The sequence below is a fragment of the Methylophilus sp. 42 genome (assembly GCF_000384155.1).
Classification (GTDB): Bacteria; Pseudomonadota; Gammaproteobacteria; order Burkholderiales; family Methylophilaceae; genus Methylophilus.
In genome coordinates, this window is the sequence record NZ_KB913031.1 from 2,577,689 (window position 1) to 2,596,456 (window position 18,768).

At 54.0% G+C, this 18,768-nt stretch carries 15 protein-coding genes; 7 read left to right on the forward strand and 8 right to left on the reverse strand.

Features of this window, described 5'->3' with window-relative positions; all coding sequences use genetic code 11:
• Window positions 1-17: 17 nt before the first annotated feature.
• Window positions 18-2,114 carry a glycine--tRNA ligase subunit beta gene (gene glyS, locus MET42_RS0112310; RefSeq protein WP_019883342.1) on the reverse strand — a complete coding sequence of 699 codons (2,097 nt, stop codon included), beginning with the start codon at window positions 2,112-2,114 and terminating at the stop codon, window positions 18-20.
• The gene (glyQ, locus tag MET42_RS0112315; RefSeq protein WP_024930667.1) at window positions 2,111-3,052 is read right to left on the reverse strand and encodes a glycine--tRNA ligase subunit alpha; all 942 of its coding nucleotides are present in this window, start codon (window positions 3,050-3,052) and stop codon (window positions 2,111-2,113) included. The genes glyS and glyQ overlap by 4 nt, the downstream gene beginning before the upstream one ends.
• A 153-nt stretch (window positions 3,053-3,205) precedes the next feature.
• On the opposite strand from glyQ, the gene MET42_RS0112320 reads away from it, so the two are divergent.
• From MET42_RS0112320 to MET42_RS0112335, 4 genes are all read left to right on the forward strand, one after another.
• A complete protein-coding gene (locus MET42_RS0112320) occupies window positions 3,206-3,640 on the forward strand; it encodes a hypothetical protein (protein ID WP_019883346.1) in 435 nt (144 codons plus the stop codon).
• A gap of 123 nt (window positions 3,641-3,763) precedes the next feature.
• The gene (locus MET42_RS0112325) at window positions 3,764-4,984 is read left to right on the forward strand and encodes a TolC family protein (RefSeq protein WP_019915184.1); all 1,221 of its coding nucleotides are present in this window, start codon (window positions 3,764-3,766) and stop codon (window positions 4,982-4,984) included.
• Window positions 4,981-6,069, forward strand: a complete 1,089-nt coding sequence (locus tag MET42_RS0112330; RefSeq protein WP_019883349.1) for an efflux RND transporter periplasmic adaptor subunit — start codon at window positions 4,981-4,983, stop codon at window positions 6,067-6,069. Before MET42_RS0112325 ends, MET42_RS0112330 begins: the two co-directional genes overlap by 4 nt.
• Window positions 6,070-6,072: 3 nt before the next feature.
• A complete protein-coding gene (locus MET42_RS0112335; RefSeq protein ID WP_019883350.1) occupies window positions 6,073-9,147 on the forward strand; it encodes an efflux RND transporter permease subunit in 3,075 nt (1,024 codons plus the stop codon).
• 610 nt (window positions 9,148-9,757) lie between these two features.
• Here MET42_RS0112335 and lnt read toward each other — a convergent pair.
• From lnt to phoB, 6 genes are all read right to left on the reverse strand, one after another.
• Window positions 9,758-11,236, reverse strand: coding sequence for an apolipoprotein N-acyltransferase (lnt, locus tag MET42_RS0112340; protein WP_019883351.1), 1,479 nt, complete (start codon window positions 11,234-11,236; stop codon window positions 9,758-9,760).
• Complete coding sequence (locus MET42_RS0112345; protein WP_019883352.1) at window positions 11,233-12,063, reverse strand: ChbG/HpnK family deacetylase; 831 nt, start codon at window positions 12,061-12,063, stop codon at window positions 11,233-11,235. The genes lnt and MET42_RS0112345 overlap by 4 nt, the downstream gene beginning before the upstream one ends.
• Window positions 12,064-12,071: 8 nt before the next feature.
• Window positions 12,072-12,446, reverse strand: coding sequence for a GtrA family protein (locus MET42_RS0112350; RefSeq protein WP_019883353.1), 375 nt, complete (start codon window positions 12,444-12,446; stop codon window positions 12,072-12,074).
• A gap of 7 nt (window positions 12,447-12,453) precedes the next feature.
• Window positions 12,454-13,431: a glycosyltransferase family 2 protein gene (locus MET42_RS0112355; protein ID WP_019883354.1), complete on the reverse strand. Its 978-nt coding sequence runs from the start codon at window positions 13,429-13,431 to the stop codon at window positions 12,454-12,456.
• Window positions 13,432-13,478: 47 nt separating this feature from the next.
• On the reverse strand, window positions 13,479-15,107 hold the full coding sequence (locus MET42_RS0112360; RefSeq protein ID WP_019883355.1) for a hypothetical protein: 1,629 nt from the start codon (window positions 15,105-15,107) through the stop codon (window positions 13,479-13,481).
• Between the two features lie 112 nt (window positions 15,108-15,219).
• Window positions 15,220-15,924, reverse strand: a complete 705-nt coding sequence (phoB, locus tag MET42_RS0112365) for a phosphate regulon transcriptional regulator PhoB (protein ID WP_019883356.1) — start codon at window positions 15,922-15,924, stop codon at window positions 15,220-15,222.
• A gap of 267 nt (window positions 15,925-16,191) precedes the next feature.
• Between phoB and MET42_RS0112370 the strand changes: the two genes are divergently transcribed.
• Genes MET42_RS0112370 through nusB form a run of 3 tightly spaced genes read left to right on the forward strand, consistent with a single transcriptional unit; the run spans window position 16,192 to window position 18,740 of the window.
• Window positions 16,192-17,754 carry an OFA family MFS transporter gene (locus MET42_RS0112370; RefSeq protein ID WP_019883358.1) on the forward strand — a complete coding sequence of 521 codons (1,563 nt, stop codon included), beginning with the start codon at window positions 16,192-16,194 and terminating at the stop codon, window positions 17,752-17,754.
• Between the two features lie 60 nt (window positions 17,755-17,814).
• A complete protein-coding gene (gene ribH, locus MET42_RS0112375; protein WP_019883360.1) occupies window positions 17,815-18,264 on the forward strand; it encodes a 6,7-dimethyl-8-ribityllumazine synthase in 450 nt (149 codons plus the stop codon).
• Window positions 18,261-18,740: a transcription antitermination factor NusB gene (nusB, locus tag MET42_RS0112380; RefSeq protein WP_019883361.1), complete on the forward strand. Its 480-nt coding sequence runs from the start codon at window positions 18,261-18,263 to the stop codon at window positions 18,738-18,740. Before ribH ends, nusB begins: the two co-directional genes overlap by 4 nt.
• The last annotated feature ends 28 nt before the right edge of the window (window positions 18,741-18,768 follow it).

Below are 18,768 nucleotides of genomic sequence, written 5' to 3' on the forward strand. Positions count from 1 at the left end.
CTCCTGACGGCAAGAGATTAACTGGCCAACTTGGACAAGTCAGCGACACGATTCATGGCCTGATGCAAGGTCGCTAGCAAGCCCAGACGATTGGCTTTTAATGCCGGATCATCTGCATTCACCATCACAGCATCAAAAAACGTATCAACAGGGGCCTTCAACACCGCCAGCGCTTGCAAAGAACCCGTGTAATCGCCGGTTTCAAACAGCTGATCCGCTTTAGGCTTGGTGGCAGCCAGCGCCTGATGCAAGGCTTGTTCAGCTGGCTCTTGCAACAATTCTGCCTTCACTTCAGCTTTCACGTCGCCTTCCACCTTTTTCAGGATATTAGACACGCGCTTGTTGGCAGCCGCCAATGCTGGTGCTTCGGCCAGGTTGGCAAACACCTGTACCGCACTCAAACGACGAGGCACTTCAGCCAACTGATTCGGTGACAATGACAATACCGCATCGACTTCTTGCGCACTCGCGCCCTGGTCACGCAGATTCACCGCCAAACGGTCAAAACAGAATGCCTTGATGGCTTCAGCCACTTCTTGGCCGCCATTGAACACACTCAGGGTTTGTGCAATCAACTGGTCAAACGCCAATGGCAAATCGGTTTCCATCAGCATGCGCAAAATGCCCAGTGCCTGCCTACGCAAGGCAAACGGATCCTTGTCACCCGTCGGTTTTTCACCGATGCTGAACAGGCCAACCAGCGTTTCCAGTTTATCTGCCAAAGCCACCACCACACCGACCTGGCTACGCGGCAATTCGTCACCGGCAAAGCGTGGACGGTAATGGTCTTCAATCGCATAGGCCACATCATCGGCCAAACCTTCATGCTGGGCGTAGTAACGGCCCATAATGCCCTGCAACTCGGGGAACTCACCGACCATATCGGTCAGCAGGTCAATCTTGGACAAACGTGCGGCTTGCGCCACTTTGGCGACAAAACCGTCACCGCCAATCTGCTGGGCAATGGCAGACGCAATCGCCACCACGCGCTCATTGCGCTCACCTTGTGAACCCAGCTTGTTGTGGTAAACCACCTTACCCAGGCCTGGCAAACGGCTTTCCAGCGTCTTCTTACGGTCCTGGTCGAAGAAGAATTTAGCATCGGCCAAGCGTGGACGCACCACACGCTCATTACCGCCGATGACCTTGCTGGCATCAGCGGGATTGATGTTAGAGACGATTAAAAACTTATTCGTCAGCTTGCCGCTCGCATCCAGCAACGGAAAGTATTTCTGGTTGGCCTTCATGGTCAGGATCAGGCACTCTTGCGGCACTGCCAGGAACTCTTCTTCAAACTGGCCGAGCAATACGTTAGGACGTTCCACCAGCGCAGTGACTTCATCCAATAAGGCATCGTCTTCAATCGGCTTCAGGCCCTGTTTATCAGCCGCAGCTTGCAGCTGCTTTACAATTTCGGCACGACGCGCATCAAAACTGGCAATCACCGCCCCTTCGTCCGCCAATTGCTGGGCATAGGTATCGGCAGAGGTGAGCGTGACCACAGGCTGCTTCGCCTCGAAGCGATGCCCTTGTGTGGTGTTGCCCGCAGATAAGCCTAATACTGAGATCGGCACGACCTCGTTGCCATGCAAGGCCACCAGGCCATGTGCCGGACGCACAAAATTCACGCTCTGCCAGCCATCGTTGATTTGATAGGTCATGACTTTAGGAATAGGCAATTTTGCCAACGCCTCATCAATGGCCTTTTGCAAACCCTCGGACAATGTTGCCCCAGCTTGCGTAGCATCCAGGAACAGGATATCGGCCTTGCCGTCGTGCTCTTTGCGCAGCTTGGCAACTGCGCTTTCATCCTCACCCAATGCCTGCAATTTCTTCAGCAAAGCAGGCGTCGCGTTGCCATTGGCACCCAGGCCCACGGTGGCGGGCATCAGTTTTTGCGCGACTTGCTTGTCTGCTGCTTTGGCAGACACATGGGTGATATGCGCCGCTAAACGACGCGGAGAGGCAAACGTTGTAACCGTACCATCCACCAGCAAACCAGAGGCCGTTAAGCTTTCAGCCAACACGCCACTGAAAGACTCGCCCAGTTTTTTCAATACTTTTGGTGGCAGCTCTTCTACAAATAATTCAACTAACAGGTTGCGGGTACTCATGCGGCGGCTTTCTTGTTTTGTTCTGCTTGTTCGCTCTCAATCTTGGCGATGACTTCATCAGCCCAGGCTTTAGGCGCCATCGGGAAGCCCAGTCGGGCGCGGCTATCGAGGTAACTGGCGGCCACAGCGCGGGCCAGGTTACGGATACGGCCAATATAAGCCGCACGTTCGGTAACGGAAATGGCACCACGCGCATCCAGCAGGTTAAAGGTATGCGCCGCTTTCAACACTTGCTCGTAAGCAGGCAAAGCGAGCTTTACTTCCATCAGGTGCTTGGCCTGTTTTTCATAAGCATTAAATGCCGTAAACAGGAAGTCAGCATCCGAGTGCTCAAAGTTATAGGTCGATTGCTCAACCTCATTTTGGTGGAACACGTCACCGTATTTGACGCCAGGCGAATACTCAAGGTCATAAACATTTTCTACGCCTTGCAGATACATGGCCAAACGCTCCAGGCCATAAGTAATCTCGCCGGTAATCGGCTTACAGTTAATGCCGCCGACTTGCTGGAAGTAGGTAAACTGCGTCACTTCCATGCCATTGAGCCAGACTTCCCAGCCCAGGCCCCAGGCGCCCAACGTCGGGTTTTCCCAGTCATCTTCGACAAAGCGAATATCGTTTTCCTGCAGGTTAAAACCCAGTGCTTCCAGTGAACCCAGATAGAGTTCGAGGATATTCGCCGGCGCAGGTTTCAACACCACCTGGTATTGGTAGTAATGTTGCAGACGGTTAGGGTTCTCACCATAACGGCCATCTTTCGGGCGGCGGCTGGGCTGCACATAGGCAGCTTTCCAGGGCTCAGGGCCCAATGCGCGTAAGAAAGTTGCGGTGTGGCTGGTGCCTGCGCCCACTTCCATATCGTAAGGTTGCAACAAAGTGCAGCCTTGTTTGTCCCAGTATTCCTGAAGCTTTAAAATAATTTGTTGAAAGGTCAGCACCATCGCGCCTGATCCGGTTGATTGTAAAACGAATATTTTACCTGATTCAGACAGGGTTAAGAAATCGCATTGCAGCGCCGTTGAAAGAGTTGAATGGTTTTTTTACGGTTTTTTGCGATTGTGGCATCACGCAAAGTTTGATAGATTATGTACATGAAATCCTACCGCACATGGGTATTGTTGCTGACGTTATGGTTTGCCTTGCTGCAAACCATTGCGCCGCTGTTGCACGCCCATGCCGCAGGCGACACCGCGGCCGATGATGGTCCGCATATGCATATGGTGGATATTCCGGCACTGCATGCCGAAGCACAGGATGCCAAGCATCCGTTTCACTGGCATATGCATTCCAGCAAATCGCATGGGCAAATCATAGGCCTGGGCCAAGCCATCAGTGAAAGCAATACACTGTTATCCTTGATCGATGCTTACGCCAGCCTCTGGCTAGCCGCCCTGCTGCCTGCCCTATTTTTGCTATCGTTATGCCTGCTGGTACCACGTCATCAATACCAGCGACAGCAACACGACAGTGCCCTTCATCCGTCCCCGCTTAGCCGCCATAACCCTCGCGCGCCGCCTCACGCCTGAACAAACACCTAACGCATCGGTTGGCAATCGCCATCCATTTGCCTGTTTTGTTCAGGAGAATCTATGTTTCATCTATCTCGGGGAGTGCTTCACTCCCGGTTAATCGCATGCGGCATATGGCTGATGATGAGCCATGCCATGCCTGCCATGGCCGAAAGCATGGCCAACCTGGCCAGCGATCACGAGGACACCGTTTCAACCAACCCGCGTTTAAGCCTGCATGAAGTATTGCAGCAGGTCGTCGCTATCCATCCGCAACAGTCCTTGCTGGCCGCCCACCAGCAAATGGTGCAGGCACGCAGAACCATGGCCAATAGCTGGCTGCCACAAGCCCCTTCTGTCGGCTTTTCACATCAAAACGACGCTTTAATGAGCAATCGCGACGAGCGTGAGTGGCAGGCGCAAATGCAGATCCCAATCTGGTTACCTGGCCAGCGTCAGGCGCGCAGCCAGGTCGCCAGCCTGGCTGACGACAGCCTGTCACAAGACCGGGCTGGCTTACAGCAACTAGCCGCAGATCTGCTACGCAATGCTGTGTGGGATATCGCTTTGCGCCGCAATGACGTCAGCCTGGTGGAAAACCGCCGCGACACCATGCGTAGTATTGCCGAAGATGTACAAAAACGCTTTAAGGCCGGTGAAGTAGCCAGGCTGGACGTGATGCAGGCGGAACAGGAAACCCTGCAAGCCGAACGCCAGCGCGTGACAGCGCACGCTGAGCTCATGCATGCGCAGTTCCGCTACCAGCAACTCACCGAACTGAGTGAAATGCCTGCCAGACTGGAAGAACCGTTGTCTACGCGTGAAGACTACGCAGACTCGCCTTACTGGCAAGCCGCACAAGCCAGGCTCAAACTGGCTGAAGGCCAGCGTGACTTAACAGCAATTGAACAACGGCAAAACCCGCAACTCACGCTCAGCACACGTACCATCCAGGGCGGCTTTGATTATGCCTATAACTCCAGCATGGGTGTGGCCATTAATATTCCGCTGCAAAGCGAAGTGCACCGTGCACCCTTGCTGGCTAACGCCGAGCAAAACATAGGCGATGCCCGCAGCCAACTGGAGACCTTGCGCCGCCAGCTGGAAAACAACCTGCACGAAGCCGAGCATAACCTGCATGTCAGCCGCCAGGAACTTACCCTGATTCAACAGCAACAAGCCATCGCCAGCGAAAACGCAGCCCTGGCACGCAAAGCCTACCGTTTAGGCGAACTCGATCTCAACCAATTATTACGCCTGCAATTACTGGCCTTTGAAGCTGAACGCAGCTTGAGCAGCCAGCAGCTACAAGTGCAATGGAACATTGCCAAATACAACCAGGCCGTAGGAGTCCTGCCATGAAAAAAATGTTTTTTTTAACACTCTCAGCCTGCCTGTCGTTTCACACATTAGCAGAAACGCTGTTACCGCTCTCACCAGCACAATTGACGCAGATGCAAGTGCAATGGGGACATTTGCAAACCCAACAAAGTGGATTATCCGCCAGCTACCCGGCCGAAGTGATGTTGCCACCAACGCAAACACGCGTGGTCACTGCCCCGCAAGGTGGCTTGATTACCAGGCTGGATGTCAGCGTGGGTGATACGGTCAAACAAGGCCAGGTCATCGGCCAACTCAGTAGCCCGGACCTGGTGGCCTTGCAAAGCAACTATTTGCAGAGCGACACCCAGGCCAGGTTGCACGAACAAGCCCTCAAACGCGACCAGGAATTGTTCAAGGATGGCATTATTGCCCAGCGCCGTATGCAGGAAACACAAAGCGCCTATGAAACCAGCCAGGCATTGATGCACGAACGCAAACAGACCTTAAAACTGGCAGGCATGAGCGAGAGCCAAGTCCAGCAACTGGCGCAAAAGCGCAGCATGCAAAACGGCATGGCCATCGTCGCGCCGATCAGCGGACAGATCATGGAGCAGCAACAGCAGGTGGGCGCGCGCGTGGATATGGCGATGCCGATCTTCACCATCAGCAACCCAAAACCTTTGTGGCTGATGATACAGGTGCCGATTGCGCAAGCGCAGCAATTGAGTGCAGGGACAACGGTACGCTTACCCAAGCAAAACCTGACTGCCAAGGTCGACACGGTGTTACGTCAACTCAATAAAAATAACCAAACCACGCAAGTACGGGCGTCAATTAGCCAGGGCGCTGAACGGCTCTCCGTCGGGCAGATCGTCGATGTGGCGCTGGTTGAACAAACCACGCAAGGCAGCTTTGCCGTGCCGAGAAGTGCGGTGGCCAGGCAAGGCGAGCAGGCAGTCATTTTTGTACAGCAGCCCAAAGGCATCGCTGTGATCCCGGTCAAAGTCATCCTGGAGCAGGATCAGCAATTAACCGTACGCGCCAGCTTGCGTGGTAATGAAACCATTGCCGTGCAAGGCGTGGCCGCCTTAAAAGGCCACTGGCTTGGATTGGGTGGGGAGTAAACCATGCTGGATTGGCTCATCGAAACCTCACTCAAGCAACGCTTGCTCATTTGCGTGTTTGCCATTGGCCTGCTGTTTGCTGGCTGGACTGCTTATCAAACCATCCCGATTGATGCCTTCCCGGATGTGTCTGCCACGCAAGTGAAAATCATCATCAAGTCGCCAGGCATGACCCCGGAAGAAGTCGAAGCCCGTATCACGGCACCGATTGAAGTGGAAATGCTGGGCATCCCCAAGCAGATCGGTTTACGCGCAGTGGCCAAATACGCACTGACCGACATCACGATCGATTTTGAGGATGGCACGGATATTTACTGGGCGCGCCAACAAGTCACCGAGCGGCTGAATAACGCCTGGGCGAACCTGCCAGCAGAGATTTCCGGCGGCATCGCGCCAATGACCACGCCATTGGGCGAGATGTTCATGTTCACCATTGAGTCAAACACGCTCAGCCTGCAGGAAAAACGCACACTACTGGACTGGGTTATTCGCCCACGCCTGCGCACGGTGCCCGGCGTCGCCGACGTGAATGCGCTGGGCGGGCTGGTACGCAGTTTTGAAATCGTACCCGACAACGCCCAATTGCAGGCACGCGGCATTGCCTTGAACGATGTACAAACCGCCATTAGCGACAACAATCACAACGATGGCGCCGGTCGCCTCAAAGATGGCGAAGAGTCATTACTGGTGCGCGCCGAAGGCGCATTTAAAACACTGGACGATGTGCGCAACACCGTGATCAAAGGTCATCAGGGCAGCCCGATACGCATTGCCGATGTCGCCGACGTACGTATCGGCGAATTGACACGATATGGTGCTGTGAGCCGTAACGGCAAAGGCGAAGCGGTGGAAGGCCTGGTGCTGGGCTTACGTGGTGCCAATGCGCGGCAGGTGGTAGAAGGCGTACGCACCAAGCTGGCAGAAATCTCGCCCAGCTTACCCAAAGACGTGAAGATAGAAGTGTTTTACGACCGCGGCAACCTGGTCGACCGGGCGGTGCATACAGTCAACAAAGCGCTGCTGGAAGCCGTGATACTGGTGTTCGTACTACTGGTCTTGTTCCTGGGTAATCTCCGTGCCGCGCTGACGGTCGCCTGCGCGCTGCCACTGGCCATATTGGCCACCTTCGGGCTCATGCAGCGCTATGGCCTGTCGGCCAACCTGATGTCCCTGGGCGGGCTGGCGATTGCCATCGGCATGCTGGTCGATTCTGCCGTGGTCGTGGTCGAAAATATCGTCGAACATTTGGCACACACGCCAGCCACAAAAAAGCATAGCAAACTCGACACCATCCTCGCCGCCATGCGTGAAGTCAGCATCCCGGTCAGTGCCGGCATTGTGATTATCATCACGGTGTTTGTCCCTCTGCTCACCTTGCAAGGGCTGGAGGGCAAACTATTTGCCCCTGTCGCCCTCAGCATCATGTTCGCCCTGGGCTCATCACTGCTGCTCTCACTCACCATCATCCCGGTGCTGGCGTCGTTTCTGATTAAGAATCAGGCCACTACAGAGCCATGGCTGATCCGCCATCTCAACCGCTGGTACGCCCGCACCCTGGCTACCGCCATGCAGCATAAACGCCCTGTGTTGCTGGTGGCGGTCATCCTACTGGTACTGACAGCGGTGGTATATCCATTAATAGGCAAAACCTTTATGCCGACCATGGACGAAGGCGATGTGATTATCGGCACCGAAAAACTGCCTTCGATTTCATTAGCACAAAGTGTTGCCACCGATAGCCACCTGCAACAAACTCTGCTGCAACAAGTGCCGGAAATCCAGGGCGTTTATTCCAGAGCCGGCTCGGATGAACTCGGCCTAGACCCCATGGGCATTAACCAGACCGACAACTTCCTGCTACTTAAACCGCGCGCGCAATGGCAAGTTGCCGATAAAGCAGCACTGATCGAAAAACTGCGTCGTGTCATGCACGGCATCCCCGGTCTGGATTACAACTTCACGCAACCGATTGAAATGCGCGTCAATGAAATGATCCTCGGCGTACGCGGAGATTTAGCCCTGAAGATTTTTGGCACCGACCTCAAAGTGCTTGACCAAAAGGCGCAGGCAATCATCAAGGTGCTGGAATCCATCCCCGGCAACCAGGATGTGTATACGCCACAGAACAGTGGCGTGCAGTATTTGCAAATCAAGATAGACCGCGTCGCGGCTGGCAGGCTGGGACTCAGTATCGCCGACATCAACACCCTGCTGCAAAGCCAGCTCGAAGGCAAACTGCTGGGCATCGTGCTCGAAGGCAACCGCCGCACGCCGATACTGCTGCGTGGCAGCCAGGTCGTGCGTGAATCCGCTTCAGACTTCAGCCAACTCATGCTCGCACTGCCACAAGGCGGCACCGTGCCACTTTCCAGCGTCGCGAATGTTGTGCGCGAAGAAGGCCCTGTCAAAATCGACCGTGAACGTGGCAACCGCATGGTCGTCGTCACCGCCAACGTCAAAGACCGCGACCTGGTGAGCTTTGTCGAAGAAGCCAAACAGAAAGTCACACAACAAGTCAAACTCCCCGAAGGCTACTGGCTGGTGTGGGGCGGCCAGTTCGAGAACCAGCAACGGGCTGCGGCGCGCCTCAGCATCGTTATCCCGATCGCGATTGTGCTGATTGCCCTGCTGCTATTCATGACCTTTGGCTCATTCCCCAAAGCGCTGCTGGTACTCGCGAATATCCCGTTCGCCATGATAGGTGGCGTGTTTGCGCTGTGGTTATCGGGTGAATACCTCTCAGTGCCCGCCTCCGTTGGCTTTATTGCTTTGCTAGGCATTGCTGTGCTCAATGGTGTAGTGATGGTCAGCCATTTTCAGCAATTAGCCGAACAAGGCATGGATGCCAGCAAGATTGCCTATGAAGGCGCCAAACGCCGATTGCGGCCAGTACTCATGACCGCCAGCATTACCGCGTTTGGTCTGATTCCGTTACTGTTTGCCACGGGGCCGGGGGCGGAGATTCAACGGCCATTGGCGATTGTGGTGATTGGGGGATTGATTACAGCAACGTTCTTGACGTTGTTTGTATTGCCGATTTTGTATCAGCACTTTTTTGGTTCAAAAAGTATGGATTGATTGCTGAAGGTAATTCTTCTTTTTGGGTATTGTGCGTTTAAGTAACAGCTTATTTCGCCTCTAGGCGAGTCACTTTCTGATGCTTGCCCCTCAGAAAGTAACCAAAGAAGAGGGCACCCAACCATCACGGCCTTACGGCTTCCTTGCGTTGCTCAACAAAGTGGGCGTCCATCGAAACTCGCCCTAGCGGCTTGCACACCCCGCAAGCCACCGCGGAACTCGAACAGCCGATGGCCGACATCCCCCACTTTGTCTCCGCTACTCAGCGTGATGGAATGGGATTTATCTCACCAAACTGACATTGTCGAAATCTGAACGACTCAAAAACCGGATTCTTTTATTAAGCCCTCTAAACGATGGCGCTCACCTGGTGTTGGGGGCCCCCATCTGCCGCGCCGAGCAACGCAGGATTGGCGGGGGTAGTCGGCAAGCAACTGTCTGAGCTCCGTAGGAGCGAGTTTTTGATTGCCGCCCGACAATCCGAGTAGCACAGGAAACAAGCGGAAGTTGGGGTGCACTTTCTTTTGGTTACTTGTTCTTTGTGCAAGCAAAGAAAAGTAACTCGCCTAGAGGCGAAACAAAATGCCACTTAAACGCACAAACCTAAGAATTACCTTCTAAACTCAATCAACAACAAGCCACCAATACTCAACACCAGAAACGCCCAGTTCCCCCAAAAAACATAAGGCGTCTGCCCCCGATAGCTCTGCGCTTCACCGGTCAAAATCACCGCCTGATCATGTGCGGCATGCTGCAGTACCTGGCCATTTTTATCGATAATCGCCGTCGCCCCAGTATTGGTGCTACGCAATACCATACGCCCGGTTTCCAGTGCACGCACCTGGCTAAATTGCATATGCTGGTCCGCCGCAAACGATTGTCCGTACCAGGCATCGTTGCTGATATTCACCAGTAACTCGGCTTGCGGCAGTTGCTGGGCAATCTCTTCACCAAACACGTCTTCGTAGCAAATATTGACGCCAACTTTTTGCCCGGCAATCAGCAATGGCTGCTTTGAAGTGCCGCGTGATAAATCACTCAGCGGCATATGCAACCAGTCACGGTAAATCCAGCCGAAGACGCTTTTGAGCGGAATAAATTCGCCGAAGGGCACCAGATGGCTTTTGGAATAGGCTTGCGTTGGTGACGTACCGAGGCTGATTGCGCTATTAAAATATTCACCTTGTCTAGACTCAACGACGCCTACCAGTAAGTCGCCTTGCTGGTCGAGCGCATGTTGTTTAAGTGCATCCAGATACACTGGCGCCAGCTGTTCGAGCAACACCGGTAAAGCGGTTTCCGGCAAGACAATCAATTGCGCTTTGGCTTGCTGCACCATGTCGAAATATTGGCGCAAGGTCTGCTCAGCATGCTCGGGCGACCATTTGATGGTTTGGCTGATATTGCCTTGCAATAAAGCGACGCTGACCGGCTGACCCACAGCTTGGCTCCACGGCACTTGCGTGAGTGCGCTGCCGCCTACGAGCAACGCAACAAGGATACCCGCTGAGCGTAGACGCTGCTGAGTGGTGGCCAAGGCAAGTACACATGCGGCCAACAGCATCACCAATGCCGAGAGTCCATAGACACCCAGCACAGGTAGAAAACCTGCCAATGGACTGTCTGGTGCTTGACTATAGCCCAGCGTTAACCAGGGGAAACCGGTAAAAATCCAGCTGCGCACCCAGTCTGACAAGGCCCATAATAACGGCGCAGCCCATAACAAATGGCCCAGCCGCTTGGCCAGATAACCCGCAACTGCCGGGAACAGGGCCATAAACGCACACAGGCAGAAAGTGCAGAACCCGGCAAACCACCAGGGCATGCCGCCAAAGGTATGCAGGCTGATATAAATCCAGTAGATACCAACACCATACAGGCCAAGACCAAAAGCCAGGCCCAGTTTAAATACGTGTGCAGGCGTTGCGGCTTGCTGCCATAAGCACAGCAAAGCGGCCAGGGTTAACCAGGGCAACCAGAACAGGCCATAAGGTGCAAAACCCAGCACCGTGAGTGCACCGATCAAAAGCGCCAGCGAGGCACGTTGCCACAACGGGGCATGGCTTACCCAGGCTTGAACAGAACTCAATGCAGGCCTTTCACTGGCTGGATATCCGCCATGGACAGCCAGGCAGAGAAGTCAGCCGACTGCATGACTTGCCATTCAATCATTCTGGCGATGGCAATCGGGTCATGCGGATCAATGACTTGCGTGGGACGCGCCGGATGACACATGAGCACGGGTGGCAGGTCTTTTTCAGAGATGAGCAGTTGTTTGAGCTGCCTGGCCCAATATAGCCAACGTGCCTGATAGGCCGCCGCATCGCCCTGAAAATCGTAGACGCCCAGCAATACAGGCGAAACGCGGAACCCGGCGGCCTTGGCAAGCTGTTTTAATTTTTCTGCGCCTAGCCAATGGATAATACGGGCTTTGAGGCCACTGCCCACGGGAGGGCTGGAAATACGCAACCACGGCCGCTCGCTAAGCGGCAAGTGGCTGTATCGATGTTGCAAAATGGTGAGCAGTGCCTCGCGGATGATGGGCAGCTGATGGACGTGTAAATGGCCATCAATATAATCCGGCGGCGTATGCAACGCATCCTCAAAAGCATCCAGCTGTTGCTTGATATTGGCCATCACCTTTTGCGTGCTAAGCAAGCCAGTCAAGCTACGTAACACCAGCACTGGGTGAGAGACTCGCATGCTGCGCGAAAACTGGGTAAAGTCGAGGTGCAGGCCAAGGTCCGCCTTGGTGCGCAGTTGCGGGGTGAGCTGCCGGGCACTCTCCGGCCAGCGCGGGCTGAGCGTCATGCAAGAGGTGGCAGTCAATATGCCACGCTCAATCAGCGTCAAAATGGCAGCATCAATCGCGGCCGATTGTGCATAGTCATCGGCACAAATAATAACCTTAGCCATGTAACACCTTAATCATGCTGAAAAGCCCAGAAGCGGCTCAGCAGCCAGGTGCTGATTGCGATCAACACCATCACCACGCCAAGCGCAAACCAGAAAGGCAGCGGCGTGTAAGTCAATGCCAGCCACAACAAGGCCTGGTTGCCAAAAAAACCGAGCAAAGCCACTGCCAGAAACTTGAAAAATGCGGCAAGATGACTTGCCTGTGTGCCACGAAACGACCAGCGGCGATGCCCGATATAACTCACAGGGAAGGCGCATAGAAAACCTAGCCAGTTGGCCTCAGCAGGCTGCCAGCCCCAGGCGTGCGTCAGCAATGCCACGATGTAATGCACGCCTGCAGCCAACGCACCCACACTGACAAACCCTAATACCGAGGCACGCATCTTAACCTCAGGGCTGGTGACCGGACGCAGCCGGTGCAACGACTTCAGCCACAATGTATGGCGGACGACCTTTGACTTCGTCATAGACACGGGCAAGGTATTCGCCCAGCACGCCAATAAATAACAACTGCACCCCAGCGAAAAACATCATGCTGGCCACCACGGTCGGCCAACCAGGCACAGACTCATGGAAAAACAGGGCATCAATCACCACCACGGCACCATAGGCAAATGCCAGCAAAGCCAATGTCGCACCGGTTAAACTGGCCAGGCGCAATGGCAGGACGGAGAAACTGGTAATACCTGTCCAGGCCAGCGCAATCAATTTGAGTTTTGAATAAGCACTCTCCCCGTGCAAGCGCGGCAAGGGTGTGTAAGGAATACCGATAGACTTATAACCCACCCAGGCGTAAATCCCTTTCATAAAGCGGTTACGCTCGGGCAAGGCGCACAAGGCATCAACCACTTTACGGTTCATGAGGCGGAAATCCCCGGCATCACGCGGGATTTCTACATGAGTACTGGCGCTCATCATGCGGTAAAACAGGCGAGAACCCCATAGCTTGAAGGAGGACTCCTGCGCACGGTCCTGGCGCACGGCATACACCATGTCGTAGCCTTCACGCCACTTTTCCAGCATGGTCAACATAAGCTCAGAGGCATGCTGGCCATCGGCATCCATGCAAATCACCGCATCGCCTTTGGCATAACTCAGGCCGGCGCTAATGGCATTTTCTTTGCCAAAGTTTCGCGAAAACCTGACCAGGGTCACATGGCAATCCTCGACCAGAGACTGCACCACCTGTGCGGTTTGGTCACGGCTGCCATCATCGACCACCACCATATCCCAATGCGGTGACATCTGCTGTAGCACGCCGCGGATATTTTGCAGTGTATGCGCAATGTTTTTTTCTTCATTGTAAGCAGGCACCATCACCGTGATATGCGGTTGGGCGGTGAGGCGGTGAGAGTCAACTGTCGTCATGGCAATCAGATTAGCAGGTTCGATACGGTTATTGTAGCGGATTGCTACTAGTTTTTGGCCGGAGTAGCCAGGCGGTCAGCGCCTTGTAAATGGCGACGGTCTTTAATCACCGCCAGCCACATGCCCTGCCGCTGTACGCCGCCAATCAGCTTGCCCTTCATGACTTCGTGGCAATGCATATTGGTGGTAGACAAGAAAAAGTCGGCCTCTTCCCAACGACGGGTCACACTAAAGCGGCCATCGAGGTAGGGTTCTATTTGTGGCGTATCGACACAGGCCGCCACCCAGTAAGGTTTGTTGCGCGCAGGCAAATGCATCTCGGTGAGCTGATCAGTCGCCACACGTAAAGCACTGGACCAGTAATCGCCCTCCCACTTAAATTGGGCCTGGGTTTGATCGCCTGCCAGTCGGTTAAGTCTGGCGTATTGGTATGGATGCAATTGCACAATATCGACCAAGGTCACCAGCATCAGGCCGCCAATCACGCCAGCCCAAATGGCCTGGTACGCGACTCTTGCGTTCAGATGACTGTGCGCCAATGCCTGCCAGACAGCCACGATCGCCCAGGCGGAGAAGATCGCTAACAAAGGCAATAAAAAGGTAAAGTGACGCACGCCGTTATACAAAGCAGGCCGGTCATCCATCACAAAGACGAGTGGAAACAAGATACCCACCAACAGGGTATACATGACCATACGCGTGCGCTGGTCAGCCAGCCGCAAGGCCTGGCGGCCAGCGAACCACAGCAAAGGCAGGCTGAAGATGCCTAACAAAGCCGCCTCAGGTAATTTAACCGCCAGATACTGAAACAGGTAGCTGCGCGGCACTTCGCTGATGTTGTAGACCACGCCATTGGCAATGGTCTGCATATTAAAGTCAAAGTGCGAGAAGGACTTGGCGGCTTCCAGCAAATTGTCCGGCTCAATCACACTCCACGGCCAGCACATGGCCATGAATACAAATGCCAGCACGGCAGCCGGCAGCAAAACAACCACCATGCGCAGCAGGCGCGACCATATCGGCGTGCGTTCATATTTGTGGTCGAGCAATACACGCACAAGCACCAGCAACACCAGATAGATCACGGCAAAAGCGCCGCCAACGCGCAAGCCTAATGCGCCGCCGACTGCGAACCCAAGCAATACAATCGCTTTGCCACTGACATTTTCCATATCACGTATAACCAGTGCTGTGGCATAGAGCGCCCACAACATGCACGTGGCGAACGGCACATCTTTGGTATGGGTAAACATGGTGCCAGACCACGATACCGTGAGGAACAGCAGGGTCATGGCTAGCAATGCCAGGCGCTCGCCGCCCAGCAAATGCGCGAATCTGGACACGCCGTAAAAGCCCAGCAAACCAAACAAGGCCGAGAGCAAGTGACGTATATCCCAGATCATGATCGGGATATACGGGTCCAGCGCAGCGGCAATAATGTCAAACAAGCCGCCATACAGGTATAGATTTCGGTAGTGAAAAGCGTCCTGGTCTTTAAAACCGGACTGATACCAGTCGAGTAGCATTTGACCGTAAGTATGTTGTACATACTCGTCGTTGCTGATGCCGTGCTGGCGGAAAGTGAGGGCTACCCAAATAATTAATGCCAGCCAAAAGAAACGTATCAAGCAGCGATACGTAGCAGCTGAGCAAGCTTGGGTAAAAAGGTGTTTCATGGGCTATTTAATCGTGAAAAATCAACACGCGCAAGCGTATCACGACACCCTGTCTGAGGATAGAGCGCGACCCCTGTCACGCTCAAATAAATCTTGGCCAGGCGAAAGCGGCTTAATTGCCAGGATCAGTATGCACTGAGAAGCGATAACCGGAACCACGCACGGTCTGGATCATTTCCTCATGCTTGGAAGCTACCAGTGCATTGCGCAGGCGGCGAATATGCACATCGACCGTACGGTCTTCGACAAACACGCGATCACCCCATACCTTATCCAACAGCTGTGTGCGACTATGTACGCGCTCAGGATTGGTCATAAAGAAGTGCAACAATTTAAACTCGGTCGGGCCCAGCGGGATATGCACATTATGGCCAGTCACGCGGTGTGTGGTCGGGTCCAGGTGCAAACCGGCGATTTCAATCGGATCATCAGTCATTTGCGGTGCGCGTCTGCGCAACACGGCTTTGATACGCGCATTCAACTCACGCGGGCTGAATGGCTTGGTCACATAATCATCTGCGCCTACTTCCAGGCCGCGTACTTTATCAAACTCATCGCCACGTGCAGTCAGCATGATAATCGGTACTTCTTTAGTCAGGCTGTCAGATTTCAGGCGGCGGGCAAACTCAATGCCGCTCATGCCAGGCAGCATCCAGTCCAGCAAAATCAGGTCTGGCATGGTTTCACGCAACAACATTTGTGCATGTTCGACGCTGGTGGCACGGATAGCGTGATGCCCCGCCTGTTTGATATTTAACGCCAGCAATTCCTGAATCGCCGGTTCGTCTTCTACCACCAAAATATTCGCTGCTGCCATGACACTCCCTTTAAGCAATATGAGATCAAAGTATTGATTGAATGCTCGCCAGTTTATGAATGAATTATGACATTTTAATGACAACATCACATAAATTTAATTTTGCTGTTATTGCCTTTTAGGACAAATTGTAACAAGATGTAACGGCAAAAAATAAAGGGGTTTTTAATCTTGCTTAATCTTTCCAAAGAACACATCACCGCTGGCAGCCATTTCAATCGCTGGCTGGTACCACCGGCAGCACTGGCAGTACATCTCTCAATCGGCATGGCTTATGGCTTTAGCGTATTCTGGAAACCGCTGGGCAACGCGCTCACTGGGCCAGATGGCAAACCAGTGGCCGCCTGCGCCGCAGGGGCAAGCACCTTTGCCGATAAACTGGCAGGCACCGCCAAAGCGCTGACCGCTACTGACTGCAACTGGACCCAGTTTGACCTAGGCTGGATGTATACCTTGTTTTTCGTCCTGCTGGGCTGCTCTGCTGCCGTCTGGGGTGGCTGGCTAGAGCGGGCAGGTCCGCGCAAGGCAGGCCTGGTTGCCATGCTTTGCTGGTGTGGTGGCTTGCTCATTTCCGCCCTCGGTGTTTATCAACACCAGCTATGGATGATGTGGCTGGGCAGCGGTGTCATTGGTGGCATAGGCCTCGGACTGGGCTATATTTCCCCCGTATCCACCCTGATCAAATGGTTTCCTGATCGCCGCGGCATGGCCACAGGCCTGGCGATCATGGGCTTTGGCGGCGGCGCCATGATAGGCTCACCGCTAGCCACCAAACTGATGAGTATATTTGCAACACCCACGGCACCCGGTGTGTGGCAAACCTTCGTCGTGCTGGCCCTGATTTACGCCGTCTTTATGACCTGTGGCTCACTGGGTTACCGCGTACCGGCCGCCAATTGGAAGCCTGCTGGTTGGACACCGCCAGACACCCAGCACAACCGTCTGGTCGCCACGCGCCATGTGCACCTGAAAAATGCGCACAAAACGCCGCAATTCTGGTTGCTGTGGCTGATCCTGTGCATGAATGTGTCTGCTGCCATCGGCATTATCGGTGCCGCAGCGCCCATGTTGCAGGAAACGTTTGGCGGGGTGCTGATCGGCCAGCCTGCACTTGGGTTTGCCGAGATCAAGGCAGATGAAGCGCTGACTGCCGCAGCGGCAGCGGTAGGCGCAGGTTTTGTCGGACTGATTTCACTGTTTAACATTTTCGGCCGTATCGGCTGGGCCACCTCGTCAGACAAACTGGGTCGCCAAACGACCTATTTCATCTTTTTTGTACTCGGCATCATGATGTATGTCTGCGGCACTTACGCAGCCAATCATCATCAACTGGCCTTGTTCCTGCTGGTATTCTGCATCATCGCCTCCATGTATGGCGGCGGCTTTGCCACCATTCCGGCCTATCTGGCTGATTTGTTCGGTACGCAGTTTGTAGGCGCCATTCACGGCCGCCTGCTCACCGCCTGGTCAACGGCAGGTATTCTGGGTCCGGTCATTGTCAACTACCTGCACGACGTGCGACTGGAGGCCAACGTCCCCTATGCCGATATTTATGCGCCGATATTTATGACGCTGGCGGCCTTGCTCGGTGTGGGCTTTATTGCCAACTTGCTGGTCAGACCAGTGGCTGACAAATACTTCATGTCAGACAGCGAATTGGCAGCAGAGCAAAGTGGTGGCAAAAACACCACCCAGCAGGCTGTGAACATCAAGCAGGACGACCAGAAAACACCTGCCATTCTGGTCAAACTGGCGTGGCTGGCTGTCCTGATTCCCATCAGTTATGGCATCTGGATGACGGTACAAAAAGCCTGGTCACTATTCGCATAATCCGTAACGTAGCCGTTTGGGTTAAAATAGCGCTTTATGTTTTAACCCACGGACGCACAAGTGAACAAAATTGCTCAAAACCTGGACGGTAACGGTAAGAAAATCGGTATCGTTCTCTCCCGTTTTAATGAAAACATTGGCGCAGGCTTGTTGCAAGCCTGCGAACAGGAACTGCTCAAACTGGGCGTCAACGCTGAAGACATCACCCTCGCCACCGTACCAGGTGCGCTGGAAACCCCTCTGGTGCTATTGCACATGGCCATGACTGAAAAATATGATGCCTTGATCGCGCTGGGTGCCATTATCCGTGGTGAGACTTACCACTTCGAAGTGGTTTCCAATGAGTCTGCACGTGGTATTTCAGAAGTACAACGCGATACAGGCGTGCCAGTTGCCAATGCAATCCTCACCACAGAGAACGATGAGCAAGCTGAAGTGCGCGTAGTGGTAAAAGGCGCCGAAGCCGCCCAAGCTGCCATTGAAATGGCGAACTTAGTGAGCGCACTATGAGTGAAGATAAAGCAGCGGTGAGCCAGGAAAAAGCTGCGCCAGCCAAAAGCAAAGGCAGCAAAAACCGCCGCAAATCACGCGAACTGGCACTGAAAGCGCTCTACCGCAACCGCATGAATGCCGGTGATGTGAAGCAACTGCGCCTGGACAGCCTGGATGACCCTGATTACTTCAAAGCCGACGAAACGTATTTCAAGCAATTGCTCACTGGCGTGCTCGATCACACGACCGACATTGATGCCATGATCAGCCAGTTTATTGACCGCCAGCTGGAAGAACTGAGCCCGATCGAGCATGCCATTTTGCGCATCTCCGGCTATGAGTTGATGTTTGATATCAGCATCCCCTACCGCGTTGCCATTAACGAAGGTGTGGAGTTGGCCAAAGCCTACGGCGGCATTGATGGCCATAAGTACATCAATGGTGTACTGGATAAAATTGCTGCGCAAGTCAGACCGCACGAGTTTAAGCGCTAAACGCCTAACCCTATTTAACCAGCAATAA